The sequence below is a fragment of the Flavobacterium sp. KH_001 genome, from assembly GCF_057840745.1.
In genome coordinates this window covers 3,702,253-3,717,786 of sequence record NZ_CM174520.1, presented here as the reverse complement: position 1 = coordinate 3,717,786, position 15,534 = coordinate 3,702,253, and the positions used below count along the sequence as shown (strand labels likewise).

The 15,534-nt window shown below is 33.1% G+C and carries 13 protein-coding genes; all 13 read right to left on the bottom strand.

Annotation, left to right across the window (positions count from 1 at the left end):
- Positions 1–2: 2 nt before the first annotated feature.
- Positions 3–863 (bottom strand): substrate import-associated zinc metallohydrolase lipoprotein, encoded by an 861-nt coding sequence (locus AC3ITQ_RS16110; protein WP_489235178.1) that lies wholly within the window; start codon positions 861–863, stop codon positions 3–5.
- A 16-nt stretch (positions 864–879) separates the two neighbouring features.
- Positions 880–2,358, bottom strand: coding sequence for a RagB/SusD family nutrient uptake outer membrane protein (locus tag AC3ITQ_RS16105; RefSeq protein ID WP_489235177.1), 1,479 nt, complete (start codon positions 2,356–2,358; stop codon positions 880–882).
- Positions 2,359–2,369: 11 nt separating this feature from the next.
- Positions 2,370–6,095, bottom strand: coding sequence for a SusC/RagA family TonB-linked outer membrane protein (locus AC3ITQ_RS16100; protein ID WP_489235176.1), 3,726 nt, complete (start codon positions 6,093–6,095; stop codon positions 2,370–2,372).
- A gap of 236 nt (positions 6,096–6,331) precedes the next feature.
- Positions 6,332–7,444 carry a FecR family protein gene (locus AC3ITQ_RS16095; protein WP_489235175.1) on the bottom strand — a complete coding sequence of 371 codons (1,113 nt, stop codon included), beginning with the start codon at positions 7,442–7,444 and terminating at the stop codon, positions 6,332–6,334.
- Positions 7,445–7,533: 89 nt separating this feature from the next.
- A complete protein-coding gene (locus AC3ITQ_RS16090) occupies positions 7,534–8,145 on the bottom strand; it encodes an RNA polymerase sigma factor (RefSeq protein WP_489235174.1) in 612 nt (203 codons plus the stop codon).
- A gap of 397 nt (positions 8,146–8,542) precedes the next feature.
- Complete coding sequence (locus AC3ITQ_RS16085; protein ID WP_489235173.1) at positions 8,543–8,971, bottom strand: hypothetical protein; 429 nt, start codon at positions 8,969–8,971, stop codon at positions 8,543–8,545.
- A 155-nt stretch (positions 8,972–9,126) separates the two neighbouring features.
- Positions 9,127–9,999: a succinate--CoA ligase subunit alpha gene (sucD, locus tag AC3ITQ_RS16080; protein ID WP_026985154.1), complete on the bottom strand. Its 873-nt coding sequence runs from the start codon at positions 9,997–9,999 to the stop codon at positions 9,127–9,129.
- 84 nt (positions 10,000–10,083) lie between these two features.
- Complete coding sequence (locus AC3ITQ_RS16075; RefSeq protein WP_375031656.1) at positions 10,084–10,446, bottom strand: nuclear transport factor 2 family protein; 363 nt, start codon at positions 10,444–10,446, stop codon at positions 10,084–10,086.
- 1 nt (position 10,447) lies between these two features.
- Entirely contained in the window at positions 10,448–11,377 is a 930-nt protein-coding gene (locus tag AC3ITQ_RS16070; RefSeq protein ID WP_489235172.1) for a UDP-3-O-(3-hydroxymyristoyl)glucosamine N-acyltransferase, read from the bottom strand.
- Positions 11,378–11,513: 136 nt separating this feature from the next.
- Positions 11,514–12,080: an elongation factor P gene (efp, locus tag AC3ITQ_RS16065; protein ID WP_072970794.1), complete on the bottom strand. Its 567-nt coding sequence runs from the start codon at positions 12,078–12,080 to the stop codon at positions 11,514–11,516.
- 137 nt (positions 12,081–12,217) lie between these two features.
- Positions 12,218–13,003: an acyl-ACP--UDP-N-acetylglucosamine O-acyltransferase gene (gene lpxA / locus AC3ITQ_RS16060; RefSeq protein ID WP_017497513.1), complete on the bottom strand. Its 786-nt coding sequence runs from the start codon at positions 13,001–13,003 to the stop codon at positions 12,218–12,220.
- Between the two features lie 74 nt (positions 13,004–13,077).
- Positions 13,078–14,466 carry a bifunctional UDP-3-O-[3-hydroxymyristoyl] N-acetylglucosamine deacetylase/3-hydroxyacyl-ACP dehydratase gene (locus AC3ITQ_RS16055; protein WP_489235171.1) on the bottom strand — a complete coding sequence of 463 codons (1,389 nt, stop codon included), beginning with the start codon at positions 14,464–14,466 and terminating at the stop codon, positions 13,078–13,080.
- A complete protein-coding gene (gene lpxD, locus AC3ITQ_RS16050; RefSeq protein WP_489235170.1) occupies positions 14,459–15,502 on the bottom strand; it encodes a UDP-3-O-(3-hydroxymyristoyl)glucosamine N-acyltransferase in 1,044 nt (347 codons plus the stop codon). The genes AC3ITQ_RS16055 and lpxD overlap by 8 nt, the downstream gene beginning before the upstream one ends.
- Between the last annotated feature and the right edge of the window lie 32 nt (positions 15,503–15,534).

Genomic DNA, 15,534 nt, shown 5'->3' with positions numbered 1-15,534 from the left:
TTTTAATTATTTATTACAGCTGTTGTGTTTTTCTCGGCCTCATCTCTTAAAGCATAAAAATCCATATTGAAAGCTTCCTTGAAATACTTTACCACAATGGCTTCTTTTGCTTTTAACGCAGCAAGAGCAGTCGGATTTTTGATACCCGCTAAAAACGCAGCATACTCTGCTTTAGAATAGATTAGGATCATCGAAGCAGTTTCTGCAAAATCTTCATTGATATTTGATCTTGCATAACTCGTAATAAATCCAAGTTCATTTGACTCCGGTATTTCATAATTATACCAATCGGCTGTATAACCTCCTGGCGTCAATAGTTTCCATGCTTTTTCATCAAATGGTTTATTCTGATTTAAAATATGAATATACTCGTGCTGAATTGTATGTATAAACTCCGATACATTTGCGCGATTTGATTGATCGATATAATCAGTTTCAAACAAGGTAACTCTCTGTCCACCTTCGGCTAAACCTAAAGTTCTTGTACCTACACTATTTAAGTTCACTCCTCCTACCAAAACAATTTCTCTTGGTGCTATTTTTTTCACAAAATCAGGACCTCCGATCGTTGCGTAACTTTTAAGCCAAATTGTTTGAACAATTTCAAGTGCAGGCTTTACTTTATTAATTGTTGGCGGAAATAAATAACGATTATTATCAACTGTATTTTGATTCCACTTATATTGTACATTAATATTATATGGCGTTAAATAATTTGTTGTGATCCAATTATCCAGGTTTGTTTTTACTGGCTGTGTATAGTCTAATTGACTTTCTCCCGGCTGCTCATCGCTTCCACATGAAATTAGAGCTATCGAAACTATTGCTAAAACCGCAATTTTATTATATTTTAATAATTTCATAATTTTAATTTTAAGATTATCTAGGATTAAGTTCAACACCGGTACTTGATGCATGCAATGGAATTTGCAATGCTCTGCGGTTATCATCCTTTACTAATATATTGGCTGGTTTGTTTGCTGTTTCATGTTTTACAACAATGTTAAAACGCTTTACATCAAACCACCTCAAGCCTTCATGTATAAAATCTCTTCTTCTTGTTTCTGCAATTGCTTTTACATAAGAGGTCTGCACTGGCGTCATTGTATAAAAGGGAGTATATTCATCTGGAACAACAGGGAATTTCGCTACTACTCTTGCCTCAGTCAACTTATCTGTTGTACTATCGTATGTTGGTGTTCTTGTTGCCAGAAAGTACTCTAATTCATCATTTGCCAGATCTATTTGACCTTTCATAACATGAGCCTCTATTCTGTTTAAGAAAAACTCATCGTTACTAAGTAAAACTTCGGCAACATAAGGATCTCCAATTCCTGCAGTTACATTTGAATATTTAAAATATTCATAAAACTTTGGAAGAAATAAGGTGATACTCCCATTCGATGAATAAAAATTATAATAATACGCTTTCCCAAAAAGGTTAGTATTTCCTCCAAAAATTTCTGGTCGGCCTGTACCTGAAAGATTAAAACGGTTTAAAGAGTACACTCTGCTCACAATTGAATTTGCAGAAACAATCAACAAGTTTGTTTCAACATCACTGCTTCCGTATTTTAATTGCTGGTCTTCAACACCTATAGATTCATAAGTAGAAAAATCTCTTAATTTACCTTCTGGTCTTGAACCTAGGTCATCTGACAATTCAACAACTCTGTCCCAGTCTCCTTTTACTAAATAGAATCTACTCGCAAAAGCTTTTGATGCATTTACATTAAAATGAAATCTTGGTTGTTTGTAATCGTTTGTTACATACTTTAAACCTTCTTCGATATCTTTTTCAATAAAATCAAAAACTTCGGCAACAGTATTTCTTTTATATTTAGTCAATAATTCTGTTTCTGGTTTTATTACATACGGGACTCCTAAATCTGTTGCCGCCGTAGCTGGATTGTAACGTTTTGACCAAAGTGAAACCAGCATAAAATGAGAATATGCTCTTGCTATCAGTGCTTCTCCTTTTTGTGGGTTAAGACTTGTTGGATTACCTAATTCATCAATGGCTTGCAAAGCTTTGTTTGCATGGGCGATTGCTTTATAACATGCATCCCAATAGTAAGCCTGTGTATCAATATTTGTCGTTTCTGTCTGGATCAGCCAGTTATAGTTCTGCTCGTTATTTGCTAACGTTTCCGGCATTCCGCTGTCAAAAACGTTATCCGACATTGTTTCCGCGATCTCAAAGTAACTCATTTGAGGATAAGCTTCAACTAGCAATTCTGAAATTTTTGCAGGTGTATCAATTTCAGTTCGGTTATCTGGTTTCTCTGACAGGAAATCATCGCAGCTAGTAATACTTATAAGTATTAGCAGGGATAATGTTATTTTTAAGTTTTTCATGATTTTGACTATTATAATGAAAGGTTTAAAGTAAATGTATATTGAGATGTTACTGGTAAAGCAACTCCTCCAGAATTACGAAACTCTGGATCCTGACCATTTAATCTTTTATCAGAATAAAGTAGCCATGGATTAACCGCAGATCCTTTTAAAGTAAATGTACTTACTCCTATTTTTCTCTTGAAATCACTAGGAAATTCCCAACTTAATGATATATTCTTTAATCGGATAAAATCCCCATCTGCAATACGAACATCAGAATAATTATAGGTATTGTACGCTTTTGCAAGGTTACGGGGACCATCATAATTAGCATTTAAACGTCTGTCTGCTATAACTGGAACATTGGTAAAATTTTCATCTCCTGGATTGATCCAACGGTTTGTAAAATCTTTTGTAAAAACAGTTAAATCATCATAAGTACTGTCGTAGATTGGATTTAAACGCACTTTGTTTCCGCCTGACCCAACAAAAAATACATATAAGGACCAGTTTTTATAAGTAAATGTATTCGCTAAACCAATCGATTTATTAGGCTCAATCGATCCTTCATATTTTAAATATTTAGTAACATTTAAATTATCCTGAAAATTAGCTTCCGTAATGTTGTTTTCAGCTCCATCCTGCAAAATGAACGTCGGAAGACCTTGATTGTTTAGACCTGTAAATTGATAGGAGTACAATGAATTTCTCGGATGACCAACTGTATTTCCACCATTAGCATCGATTAAATCAAATGCTGTTGGCGTATTTTCTAATCTAGTAATTTCCTGATTATAAACTGAAAAATTAAGTGTTGTAGACCATTTAAAATCCTTGTTATCAAAGTTTTTAGTTGTAAATGCAACCTCTAAACCTTTAGTTTCCATATCGGCATTATTTCCTTGTCTGATTCTTTGACCACCAATTCCTGAAGTAATTACATAGTCAACTAGGTCAAATGCCTTACGACGATAAACATCAGTAGTGAATTGAACTCTATTGTTAAACATTCCAAGATCAACTCCGATGTTAGTTTCGAACTGTTTTTCCCACGTTAGATCACTGTTTTGTAATTCCTCAATTCTAATTGCTGTTTCTCTGTCATCAAGATTAAAACGATCCGTTACAGCACTTTTATAGATTGCCAAAGAGTTTGTTGCAGGACCTGCTGTAGCAGTTAAACCATACGAAGCTCTTAATGCCAAAGTATTTACAGACTCCACGTTTTTCATGAATTTTTCTTCAGCTACATTCCACTTGCCACTAAAGGTATAGGTTGGAAGCCATCTTGATGAATCACTATTTCCTTGTCTGTTTGATCCGTCATAACGTCCTGTAACAGACGCTGTATAACGACGATCGTAAGTGTAACCTACTTTCCCGAAGAAACCTACAGTTCTTTCTTTTTCTTCATTGAAACCATAATATGAATCTCCTCCATTGATTATTTTTTCAATTATTCTTGGGTCTGTAAATGCTGTCAATCCTCTATCGTATTGTAAACCTGCAGCGGTAAAATTATCACTTGATCTGTCTACTACTCTCATCTCAGTTCCAAACAAACCTTCTACTTCATGTTTATCGCTGAATGTATTTCTGTAATTCACACTATTTCTTAAATTATAAGATGTCATGTCGTTTGTGAATTTTCTTAAGAAACCTCCATTTGGCAAGACAGAAACTTTTGGTGCATTCAAATCATTTGGATCCTGGTATAAAAAAATATTATCGTTTCTTACTAGAGTATTTACTCCATCTTCTCCATCCGGAGTTCCGGCTTTGTAAGCTCCAACAACGTTTGAACCTTCTAATATTTTATGCTCACGACTTGTATTGGCGTAACGAGCTGAACCTGTTAAATTATAAGTTAAGTGTGGTGATATTTTGTAATCTAAATCCAATTGAAAACGAATATCTTTTACCTCAATTTCCATATAATTATTGGCCAATTCGTTAATGATATTCATTTTAGCCCAATTATTTCTGTAGTATTCCAGATTACCATTTTCGTCGTATGGACGCAACGTTCTACTTGTATTTAATACATAATTGAATGGGTTAATATCAAAATCACGAGTTACTTTACCAAAAACAACATCTTTCTCACTTTCATAACTTCCCGGCGCACCCTGATCACGAATAGATGCTAAAGTAGATAAGGTGATATTCAATTTATCGTTTACATAAAATGTCCCTTTTATGTTACTTGAAATTTGTTTAACATCATCGGCAATTGTCCAACCCGGATCTGTATAATAACCTAATGAAGCATAAAATGTGTTGTTTTTTCCTCCACCAGAGAAACTTAAAGAGTGATTCTGTGTAATAGATGGTCTAAATAAAACATCGAACCAATCTGTATTAGCCATTTCATATTTTTTCAGGAAATTATTACGACTAACAGGATCATTATTGACTAAATATCCTCCTGTTTCAGGGTTATATGTGTTTATTGCTCTTCCTAAAATGTTATATGCTCCACCATATCTTCCATTTACTGTTGAAGGCAAATCAAGGTATCCTTTAGCTTCCATCTCCTTAAAAATACTCATTGATTCCTGAGAATTTAAAATATCATATTGGCTGTAGTTTGGAACTGTTCGAACAGTTTGCTCTAAACCATATGTTATTTTTAAGGGCGAATCTCTACGACCTTGTTTTGTTGTGACAACTACAACCCCATTTAATGATCTTGAACCATAGATTGAGGTAGCCGATGCATCTTTTAGAATTTCAATACTTTGAATATCATTCGCATTTAAACCAGCTACAGATGAGCTCAATAATGTTTCTGAGTTTCCAGAGGCTAAATCTGCAAAGGACATATTAATAATATCTTCCTGAACAACACCATCAATTACCCATAAAGGTTTTGTGTCACCAAAAATAGAAGAAGATCCACGAACTGTAATTTTAGGCGCTGTTCCAAAAGTTCCTGTTACATTCTGAACGGTAACCCCTGCCGCTTTACCTTCAATCATCCTACTTACATCAACAACTCCATCAACTTTTAATTCAGTTCCTGAGATTTTACTAATTGCTCCTGTAAAAGTTCTTTTTGAAGTTTTTTCGTAACCTGTAGTCACAACAACTTCCTTCAAATTTTGACCAAGCTCATTTAAAACTATTGTTGGATTTGTGTTAGAAATTCCAACTTCCTTAGTTTCCATTCCAACATAAGAAATAACTAGTGCCGTACTATTAGCCGGCATTTCAATAGAAAAATTACCATCAAAATCAGTTAAAACTGCAATTTTGGTTCCTTTAGCCATAACTGTCGCACCGGGCAAAGGACTTCCGGTTGCATCTGTTACTTTTCCTTTAATAGTTGGTCCCGCTAAAATTTCGAATAGCGAATCGTGATTGGTTACATTTGAAAATGGATCTGAAATCGCATTTTTCTGCAAAATAATCTGATTACTAACTTCTGAGTAAGTAATATTGAAAGGCACTAAAATTCGGTTAAGAATACTAGACAAAGTTTCTTCATTTGCCTGAATACTAACCTTTTGATTTAATTGCGGCAATCTTGAATTATAAGAAAATTTTACATTCGCCGATTTTTCTATTTTAGATAATGCATTGTCTAAAGTTAAATTTGCAACTGTAATTGTGACTTTTGTATCTAGTTTTCTTTGCCCATTTACACTGTTTGCCATAGTAACACTTGAAAACACAAGTGCTAAGACAAACTGAAATAGCGTTATTTTCATGATTCGATGGAGTAATCGTTGTTTAACAACTGGTTTTTTCATAATTTTGGTTTGTTTTGATTAATACTGTTCGCGTGTATTCTAAGAAACGTACTGAATTGCTCTTTACAGAGAGAAATTCAATTTTATAAGTGTCGATAATGTTACAGCATTTCGGCACTTTTTTTATGCATATTATTTTTACATAGGCATTAAATATTAGTTTGGTTTTGGTTGATTTTTACTTTTTATCCGGGCTTTAAGAATTTCTCTAAATAGTTACAGCTATAAAGATGATACTAATTACAACCTTCAGATGTTATGGTTATTTGGTTTCCGTTCATTTCGAAATTCGTATTTGTACCAATACTTTTACAAATAATTTTTAATTTCTCTGTTAACGGCTGATCACTTAGTGAAGTGGTAAGATGGCAATCTTTTAGTATATTCTTTGGATAATCGATATCAACTAAATAGGCCTGCTCGATTGTCTCAAAAATTTGAGATACTGGAATATCAGTAAATTCAAAACTTAATTGCTCAATATTACCAACATTACGCACTAATGCTTCATCTTCGGTAATATTTGTTATTTTATTGAATTTTAAATCACTACGTAAAAAACGAAGGGCCTGATTAGGAAGCAAAATAACTTCCTGTTGATCTGATTTCGCCACCAGATCATTTGATCTAACCTTCACTTTACCGGTGCGAACAAGAACTTCAACATCTGGCTCATCAGAATAAGCTTTAACTCGAAAACTAGTTCCAACTACCTTCGTAACAATCTCGTTTGCATAAACATAAAAAGGCTTTTTTGGATTTTTACTAATTTCAAAGAAACCTTCGCCGGATAAATAAACCTTTCTTTCGTTTCCGGTAAAGATTTTAGGGTAACTTAATTTACTATTGGGTTGTAATAAAACGGAACTACCGTCAGATAATGTAATAATCTGAGGTTTATTGGAATTATTCGTCTGTTCAACTAAACCTTCACTATTTTCATCAATCAATTCTTTATAAGTAACAACATTGTCTCTGCTAATATGGCTTTTATAAAACCAAACCGACATTAAACAAAAGAATATACTGGCAGCAATTCCACTGAGAAAATATTTCCTAAAGAAATTATCTCTTGAGTTTTCACTAAAATTGATTTGATTTTCTTTTTCTTCAATTTTGAACCAGGTCGTTTGTAACGCTTTATGAATATCAGAAGAAGATAAATTTGATTCCGGTACTTTCATTGCCAATAAAAAATGTCTGGCATCTTCAACTAACTTTGCACGGTGAAGATTTTCTAATGTCCACTCTTCCCAGCCATCTTCATCAATTTTTAATAAAATCCATGACTGGAATGATTCATCAGACAAAAAGTCTTCTATTTCGGTATATGTATTACGTTTTTGCATCTAAAAATGAGGTTACAAAAACAAAGAGGACAGAACTCTTATTATATACTCACCAAATTGTGCTTTTTTTTATTTTTTTTGAAATAAAATTAAAAACTACTTGAAGATAGTAGTAGAAATAATGAATAAGCCCCCTTCCATTCCTTGCGAAGACTTAGTAAACCTCGATGTAACAAATTACTTGCTGATTGATAATTAACATCCAGCATTTCGGCAATTTGTTCAACAGTTAATCCTTGATGATAACGAAGATACAGCGCTTCTTTTTGACGAGAAGGTAATTCATTCAATAATTTATTCAAATGAACAACTTTTTCTTTTGTCGCATAATCATCATCAATAAGTTCATGTTCAACAGAAAACTCCAATAAAAAAGCAATAGAATCCGTATTTGTAGTTTTGCGAAAAATATGATCTCTCTCAAATAAACGTGCAATTCTCTTGCGGACACTAGATAATAAATAAGCTTTTACTACAACTGAACTTTGCAACGCACTTCGGTAGACCCAAATATCTGTAAATACATCCTGAACGCAATCTTGTACTTTTTCTTCGTAAGGAGAAAGTGAATTTCCGTAACGTACCAAATCAGCATAATACCTTTCAAATAACATGGAAAATGATTTTTCATCACCTTCTTTCAGGTTATTCCAAAGTGTACTATCGTCAAAACTATTAAACGGTAAAATTGCAGTCTTCATTTGTAAAATTTGGGGTGGTATTCTTAATGCTAATTCTAACAAAATGTTAGGAATATATTTTTTTAACAATATCCTTTCGTTTTGTGCGATAAATATAGAAAAGCTAATATTGAAATCCCAATTTTTTTACATAAAAGAAATACTTTCGTAACGTTAACGGAATTCTCGATCTACAATTTTACTCAAGAGAGTAAACTATTTAACACAACTATTTATGTGAACTAAAGTAATAAATATAGGATTTCATCCCGGATATTCTAAATATTGATTAAAAACATAAAATGTTTTATTTTCAAATTAGCGCTATTAACAAAAAGCTTTAATTCTTAGAAACAAAAAAGCCTCACTAATTAATTTAATAGCAAGGCTTCTGATAATTTATAATAAAAATAGCTTTTTAGAAGGCTACATTCCATCTTGGTAATTTCGCATTTTCATCTAAAAAACTTTGCAAAACCTGTCCTTCTACTGAAGTCGGAATTGCTTTTACATCAGCATTAAAAGTCTCATACCAAAACACTTCTAAAGCATCAATGCTTTCCAATTTCATTTGTGCTGGCCAAGAATATTTTCTTCCTGTTTTTGCAAATTGGTGTCCATTTACGATTTTATCATATAAACCACCATTTTTACTTTTTAAAGTTCCGTTATTTTGAACAGTTCCTGTAGAAGCAACCATTATCAATTCTTTTGCATCACCTTCAATAGCGTAAACAACAAAGATTCCAGCACCACCTTCAGGAGCGTTGCAAACTTGTTCTAAACTATCTTCGATTGTAAAAGTAAAACTGTTGCTTACTTTAAACTTTTTTAATTCTTTACTCATCTTTCTTATTTTAAGCTTCTAAGTTCTACCCCGATAGCTATCAGGACTAAGTTGCCAAGTTTTTAATTATATTTCCAATTATTTTAAAAATGTAAAAAAGTCTCAACACAATATTGAGACTTTTTTTTGGAATTTTTTATTTTGAATACTGGCGATTATCCAAGTACTTCTTTTACTTTTTTACCAATTTCAGCTGGTGAATCAACAACGTGAATTCCGTTGTCTCTCATAATTTGTTTTTTAGCAGCAGCTGTATCATCAGAACCGCCAACAATAGCACCTGCGTGACCCATTGTTCTACCTGCAGGAGCAGTTTCTCCAGCAATAAAACCAACAACTGGTTTACGGTTACCATCAGCTCTAACCCATTTAGCAGCATCAGCTTCTAATTGACCTCCAATTTCACCAATCATGATGATAATTTCAGTTTCTGGATCATTCATTAACAATTCAACAGCTTCTTTAGTAGTAGTTCCAATAATTGGATCTCCACCAATTCCAATAGCTGTAGTAATTCCTAAACCTTGTTTTACAACCTGATCAGCAGCTTCGTAAGTTAAAGTTCCTGATTTAGAAACGATACCAACTGTTCCTTTTTTGAAAACGAAACCTGGCATAATACCAACTTTAGCTTCTCCCGGAGTGATAATTCCTGGGCAGTTTGGTCCGATTAATCTAGAATTTCTTTCTTTAACATAATTATTTGCTTTAATCATATCTGCTACAGGAATTCCTTCTGTAATAGCAATAATTACTTTAATTCCAGCATCAGCAGCTTCCATAATTGCATCAGCAGCAAAAGCTGGTGGTACAAAAATGATAGATGTATCAGCTCCAGCTTGATCAACAGCATCTTTTACTGTGTTAAAAACCGGACGATCTAAATGGCTAGTTCCTCCTTTACCCGGAGTTACACCACCAACAACATTAGTACCGTACTCAATCATTTGAGAAGCGTGGAAAGTTCCTTCGCTTCCTGTAAATCCTTGAACAATTATTTTGGAATCTTTATTAACTAAAACACTCATGATATATATTTTATGTAGTTTTTAAAATTGTGATGCAAAAGTAAGGTTTTGTAATGTATTTTAATCTTTTTGTCTTCAAAAAAATTAAGAAAATTGACTCATTTGATAACCACGGTACAATTTATCATCCTTAATTTGCCATATTGTAGAAAAATGGGCTAATAACATCTCTTCTCTAGGGTTTTCAATCGTTTTCACAAAATGAGAATAACGTATTGACACCAAGTCATCTTCGGCAATAATATGACTAATTCTGACCTTAGAACGTACATATGCACGACTAAGTTCATTAGCCATACTCACCATAGAATCGTAGTTCATCTGAATTAATCCTTTACTGCTATTCCATTCGACAATAATATCTGGATGCAAATAGGTTTTAAGGATTTCACTATCAATTAAGGCATCCGACTTATAAAATTTTTGAACAAATTCTTTTATAGACATATTACTTCAATTTATTTAGAATTTCAGGAATCTTTTTGATATTGGCCAATTGTTTTAACTTTTCTCTTGATTCTTCGATTGGTGTGCCAAAGTAAGATTTTCCACCCTCAACTGACTTAGTAACACCAGTTTGCCCCATAATAACAGCCTTCGCTCCTATTGTGATACCACTGGTTGTACCTACCTGCCCCCAAAGCGTAACTTCATCTTCAATAATAACACAACCTGCAATACCGGTTTGTGAAGCTATTAAGCATTTTTTACCGATAACAGTATCATGTCCAACATGAACCTGATTGTCAATTTTTGTTCCTTCACCAATTGTTGTATCTCCTGTAACGCCTTTATCAATAGTACAAAGCGCACCAATGCCAACATTATCTTCAATAACAACGCGTCCTCCCGAAACTAATTGATCAAATCCGTCCGGGCGCTTTTTATAGTAAAAAGCATCTGCACCTAAAATGGTTCCCGCGTGAATGATTACATTATCTCCAATTACGGTATGATCATAAATAGAAACATTTGAATGAATCAGGCAGTTTTTACCAATTTTGACATGATTACCAATAAAGCTATTAGGCTGAATTAATGTCCCTGCTCCAATTTCTGCAGAAGCTGAAATAGCCACATTTGCAAATTGAAAAGGTTTGAAGTGTTTGGTTAGCGTATTGAAATCTCTGAAAGGATCATCAGAAATTAAAAGGGCTTTACCTTCCGGGCAATCTACTTTTTTATTAATTAAAACAATAGTGGCTGCCGATTGTAAAGCTTTGTCATAATATTTAGGATGGTCAACAAAAACGATATCTCCAGGCTCAACAACATGTATTTCGTTCATGCCTAAAACTGGGAAGTTTTGGTCACCGATAAATTCGCAATTAAGCAAATTTGCAATTTCTTGTAAAGAATGACTCTTTGGAAATTTCATATATTTTAATTAGAAAATTTGTCAATTAGAGAATGTGTCAATTAGAAAATGTGTCAATTAGAAAATAAAAATTATTCAATTTCTGCGTAAGCATCAATTTTCTAATTGACTCATTGACAAATTATCTAATTAAAAATTACTCTTTTACACGCTCCATGTAATTTCCTGAAGCAGTATCAATTTTAATTTTATCACCTTCGTTGATGAATAACGGAACGTTTACTGTTGCTCCAGTTTCTACCGTAGCAGATTTTGTAGCATTTGTTGCTGTATTTCCTTTTACTCCCGGCTCTGCATAAGTAACTTCAAGAATTACAGAAGATGGCATGTCTACAGACAAAGGTAAATCAGTTTCAGTATTTACCTGAACCATTACACTTGTACCTTCTTTTAACAATCCCGGAGCATCCAGAATGTTTTTATTCAAAGAAATTTGCTCAAAAGACTCTGTATTCATAAAATGAAATTCATCTCCTTCAGCATATAGAAACTGGTAATTATGCGTCTCTACACGCACATCGTCAATTTTATGTCCTGCAGAAAATGTATTATCTAATACTCTTCCTGTAGTTAAACTTCTCAATTTTGTTCTTACGAAAGCTGGACCTTTCCCAGGTTTTACGTGAAGAAATTCAACGATTTTATAAATGTCGTGATTGAATTTAATACACAATCCGTTTCTAATATCTGATGTAGATGCCATTTTTTTTAATTTTAGATTTTAGAATGTAGATTTTTGATTCTAAACGGAATCAAAAATCTACATTTTATTGTTTTATATTTTATTTGAGCTTTAATGATGGAGTAAGAAATCTAAAATCAGAAATCTAAACTCTAAAATTAATAATTTCCTGAATAACCTTTCATAATTCCTCTCGATGAATTTCTAATAAAATCTAAAATTTCATCTCTCTCAGGAGTAGCTTCCATTTCTGCTTCAATAATACTTAAAGCCTGAGTGGTATTGTAATTCTTTTGATATAAAATTCGGTAAATTTCCTGAATTTCTCTAATTTTTTCTGTGCTAAAGCCTCTTCTTCGTAAACCAACAGAATTGATTCCAACATAAGATAACGGTTCTTTTGCAGCTTTTGTATAAGGCGGAACATCTTTTCTTACCAAAGATCCACCAGAAATCATAGCGTGATCTCCAATATGAATAAATTGATGAATAGCCGCCAAACCTCCAATTACTGCATGGTTTCCAACAACCACGTGACCTGCCAATGCAACTCCGTTTACAATAATTGCATTGTTTCCAATTTCGCAATCATGTGCAATATGCGCATAAGCCATTACAAGACAGTTATTTCCTAAAATTGTTTGGCCAGATGCAACTGTGCCCCTATTTATAGTAACACATTCTCTGATTGTACAATTGTCTCCAATGATTGCAAGAGAATCTTCTCCTCCAAATTTTAAATCCTGTGGCACCGCAGAAATTACAGCTCCAGGAAAAATATTGCAATTTTTACCAATACGAGCACCTTCCATGATGGTCACATTTGAACCAATCCAAGTACCATCACCAATAATAACATTATTGTGAATTGTTGTAAAAGGTTCTATTACAACGTTTTTAGCGATTTTGGCGCCGGGATGAACATATGCTAATGGTTGATTCATCTGTATGTTTTATATTTTAAATTAAAATAATCTAATTTGGGCAACAAACGTAAACAATAAAAATGATTTAATTATTATTGTTTTCTTGCAATTTGGGCCATTAATTCTGCCTCAGTTACTAATTTCCCGTTTGCGTAAGCGTTTGCCTGCATATGACAGATCCCTCTTCTAATAGGAGAAATCAATTCACACTTGAAAATCAAGGTATCCCCAGGTAATACTTTATGTTTGAATTTAACATTATCTATTTTCATAAAATAAGTCAAATAATTTTCAGGATCCGGAACGGTACTTAAAACCAAAATTCCTCCTGTTTGTGCCATTGCTTCAACAATTAAAACTCCTGGCATAACTGGTGCTTCAGGAAAATGCCCTACGAAGAAATTTTCATTCATAGTAACATTTTTCATTCCTACCACATGACTATCAGACATTTCTATAATTCTGTCAATTAATAAAAATGGAGGTCTATGAGGCAAAACAGCCATAATTTTATGAATATCCATCAACGGTTCAAGATTTAAATCATAAACCGGTACATGATTTCTTTGCTCAATTTTAATAATTTTTGCTAATTTTTTTGCAAACTGAGTATTTACGTAATGCCCAGGTTTGTTAGCAATAATTTTTCCCTGAATTCTAACACCAATTAATGATAAATCTCCTATAACGTCAAGCAATTTATGTCTTGCTGCTTCGTTTGGATAATGCAGAGTAAGATTATCTAAAACTCCGTTTGGTTTAACAGATATTTTATCTTTTCCAAAGGCTTTCTTTAAATTTTCCATTGTTGCATCAGAGATTTCTTTATCTACATATACAATGGCGTTGTTTAAATCTCCACCTTTAATTAATCCATTTTCTAATAACGATTCTAATTCGTGCAAGAAACTAAACGTTCTTGAATTAGCAATTTCATCTTTAAAATCGGCTATACTTTTTAAAGTAGCATTTTGAGTACCTAAAACTTTAGTACCAAAATCAACCATTGCAGTTACCTGATAATCATCGCTTGGCATAACCAAAATCTCGCTTCCGGTAGTTTCATCAGTAAACGAAATAACTTCTTTTACAACATAAACATTACGTTTAGCATCTTGTTCTTCGATTCCGGCCTTTTCAATAGCTTCAACAAAATATTTTGAAGAACCATCCATAATAGGAAGTTCAGAAGCATTTAATTCAATAATTACATTATCCAAATCACATCCAACTAAAGCAGCTAAAACGTGTTCTGGTGTTTGAATTTTTACCCCTAATTTTTCTAAATTAGTACCTCTCTGCGTATTAACAACATAGTTCGCATCAGCCTCAATGACTGGTTGACCTTGCAAATCTACTCTTACAAAAGTGAAACCATTATTAATTGGAGCTGGTTTAAAAGTCATTGTAACTTCTTTTCCAGTGTGTAATCCAACTCCTGTTAGTGAAATTTCATTTTTGATGGTCTTCTGTTTAACCATTATTTCCATTTTTTGGGTTTATTATTTGTTTTTTTAATTCATCCAGTTCGGACACAATTTTTGGTAAATTTTTAAAATGAACGTACGATTTATTAAAATCACCGTATCCAAGCGATGGAGATCCTTGCAAAACTTCATCATCTTTGATGTTTCTTGCTACTCCTGACTGAGCCTGAAGCCTTACGTTATTACCTATAATTAAATGTCCTGCGATACCAACTTGCCCGCCAATCATACAGTTTTCGCCAATTTTTGTAGAACCTGCAACACCTGATTGAGCTGCAATTACAGTATTTTTACCAATTTCTACATTATGTGCAATCTGAATCTGATTGTCTAATTTAACTCCTTTTCTAATAATCGTAGAACCAAGAGTTGCTCTGTCAATTGTAGTATTGGCTCCAATATCTACATTATCTTCTATAATTACATTCCCAATCTGAGGGACTTTACTATAAACACCTTGTTCATCTGGCACAAAACCAAAACCATCTGCACCTATTATAGTTCCTGAATGAATGGTGCAATTATTTCCGATAATAGTTTCTGAATATATCTTAGCCCCGGCAAAAATATATACATTATCGCCAATAACAACATTATCGCCAATAAAACTGTTTGGATAAATTTTCACATTATTACCTAAAATCACATTTTGTCCTATATAGCTAAAACTTCCTAAATATAAGTTTTCTCCATGTTTAGTTCCTTCAGACATAAAAGACTGTGCTTCTATTCCGTTTTTATTCAATTTTACCTGATTGTAAAACTGCAAAAGTTTAGAAAAAGACGCATAAGCATCTTCAACTTTTATTAAGGTTGTGGTAATTTCCTGTTCTGGTATAAAGCTGTCATTAACAATTGTTACTGAAGCCTTAGTAGTATATATGTAGTTGATATATTTGGGATTAGCCAAAAAAGTAAGCGATCCTTCCTCGCCTTCTTCTATTTTAGATAGCCGAGAAACTTCTGCGTTAGGATCCCCAACAACTTCTCCTTCTAAAATTCCTGCTATTTGTTCTGCTGTAAATTTCATTGCGACAAAAATATAAAAAATAGATTTTAAAT

Coding starts and splice junctions, on each gene's coding strand:
- AC3ITQ_RS16055 (WP_489235171.1), bottom strand. CDS start 14,466: ATGGTTAAACAGAAGACCATCAAAAATGAAATTTCACTAACAGGAGTT.
- AC3ITQ_RS16100 (WP_489235176.1), bottom strand. CDS start 6,095: ATGAAAAAACCAGTTGTTAAACAACGATTACTCCATCGAATCATGAAA.
- AC3ITQ_RS16095 (WP_489235175.1), bottom strand. CDS start 7,444: ATGCAAAAACGTAATACATATACCGAAATAGAAGACTTTTTGTCTGAT.
- AC3ITQ_RS16070 (WP_489235172.1), bottom strand. CDS start 11,377: ATGAAATTTCCAAAGAGTCATTCTTTACAAGAAATTGCAAATTTGCTT.
- AC3ITQ_RS16085 (WP_489235173.1), bottom strand. CDS start 8,971: ATGAGTAAAGAATTAAAAAAGTTTAAAGTAAGCAACAGTTTTACTTTT.
- lpxA (WP_017497513.1), bottom strand. CDS start 13,003: ATGAATCAACCATTAGCATATGTTCATCCCGGCGCCAAAATCGCTAAA.
- lpxD (WP_489235170.1), bottom strand. CDS start 15,502: ATGAAATTTACAGCAGAACAAATAGCAGGAATTTTAGAAGGAGAAGTT.
- AC3ITQ_RS16075 (WP_375031656.1), bottom strand. CDS start 10,446: ATGTCTATAAAAGAATTTGTTCAAAAATTTTATAAGTCGGATGCCTTA.
- efp (WP_072970794.1), bottom strand. CDS start 12,080: ATGGCATCTACATCAGATATTAGAAACGGATTGTGTATTAAATTCAAT.
- AC3ITQ_RS16110 (WP_489235178.1), bottom strand. CDS start 863: ATGAAATTATTAAAATATAATAAAATTGCGGTTTTAGCAATAGTTTCG.
- AC3ITQ_RS16090 (WP_489235174.1), bottom strand. CDS start 8,145: ATGAAGACTGCAATTTTACCGTTTAATAGTTTTGACGATAGTACACTT.
- sucD (WP_026985154.1), bottom strand. CDS start 9,999: ATGAGTGTTTTAGTTAATAAAGATTCCAAAATAATTGTTCAAGGATTT.
- AC3ITQ_RS16105 (WP_489235177.1), bottom strand. CDS start 2,358: ATGAAAAACTTAAAAATAACATTATCCCTGCTAATACTTATAAGTATT.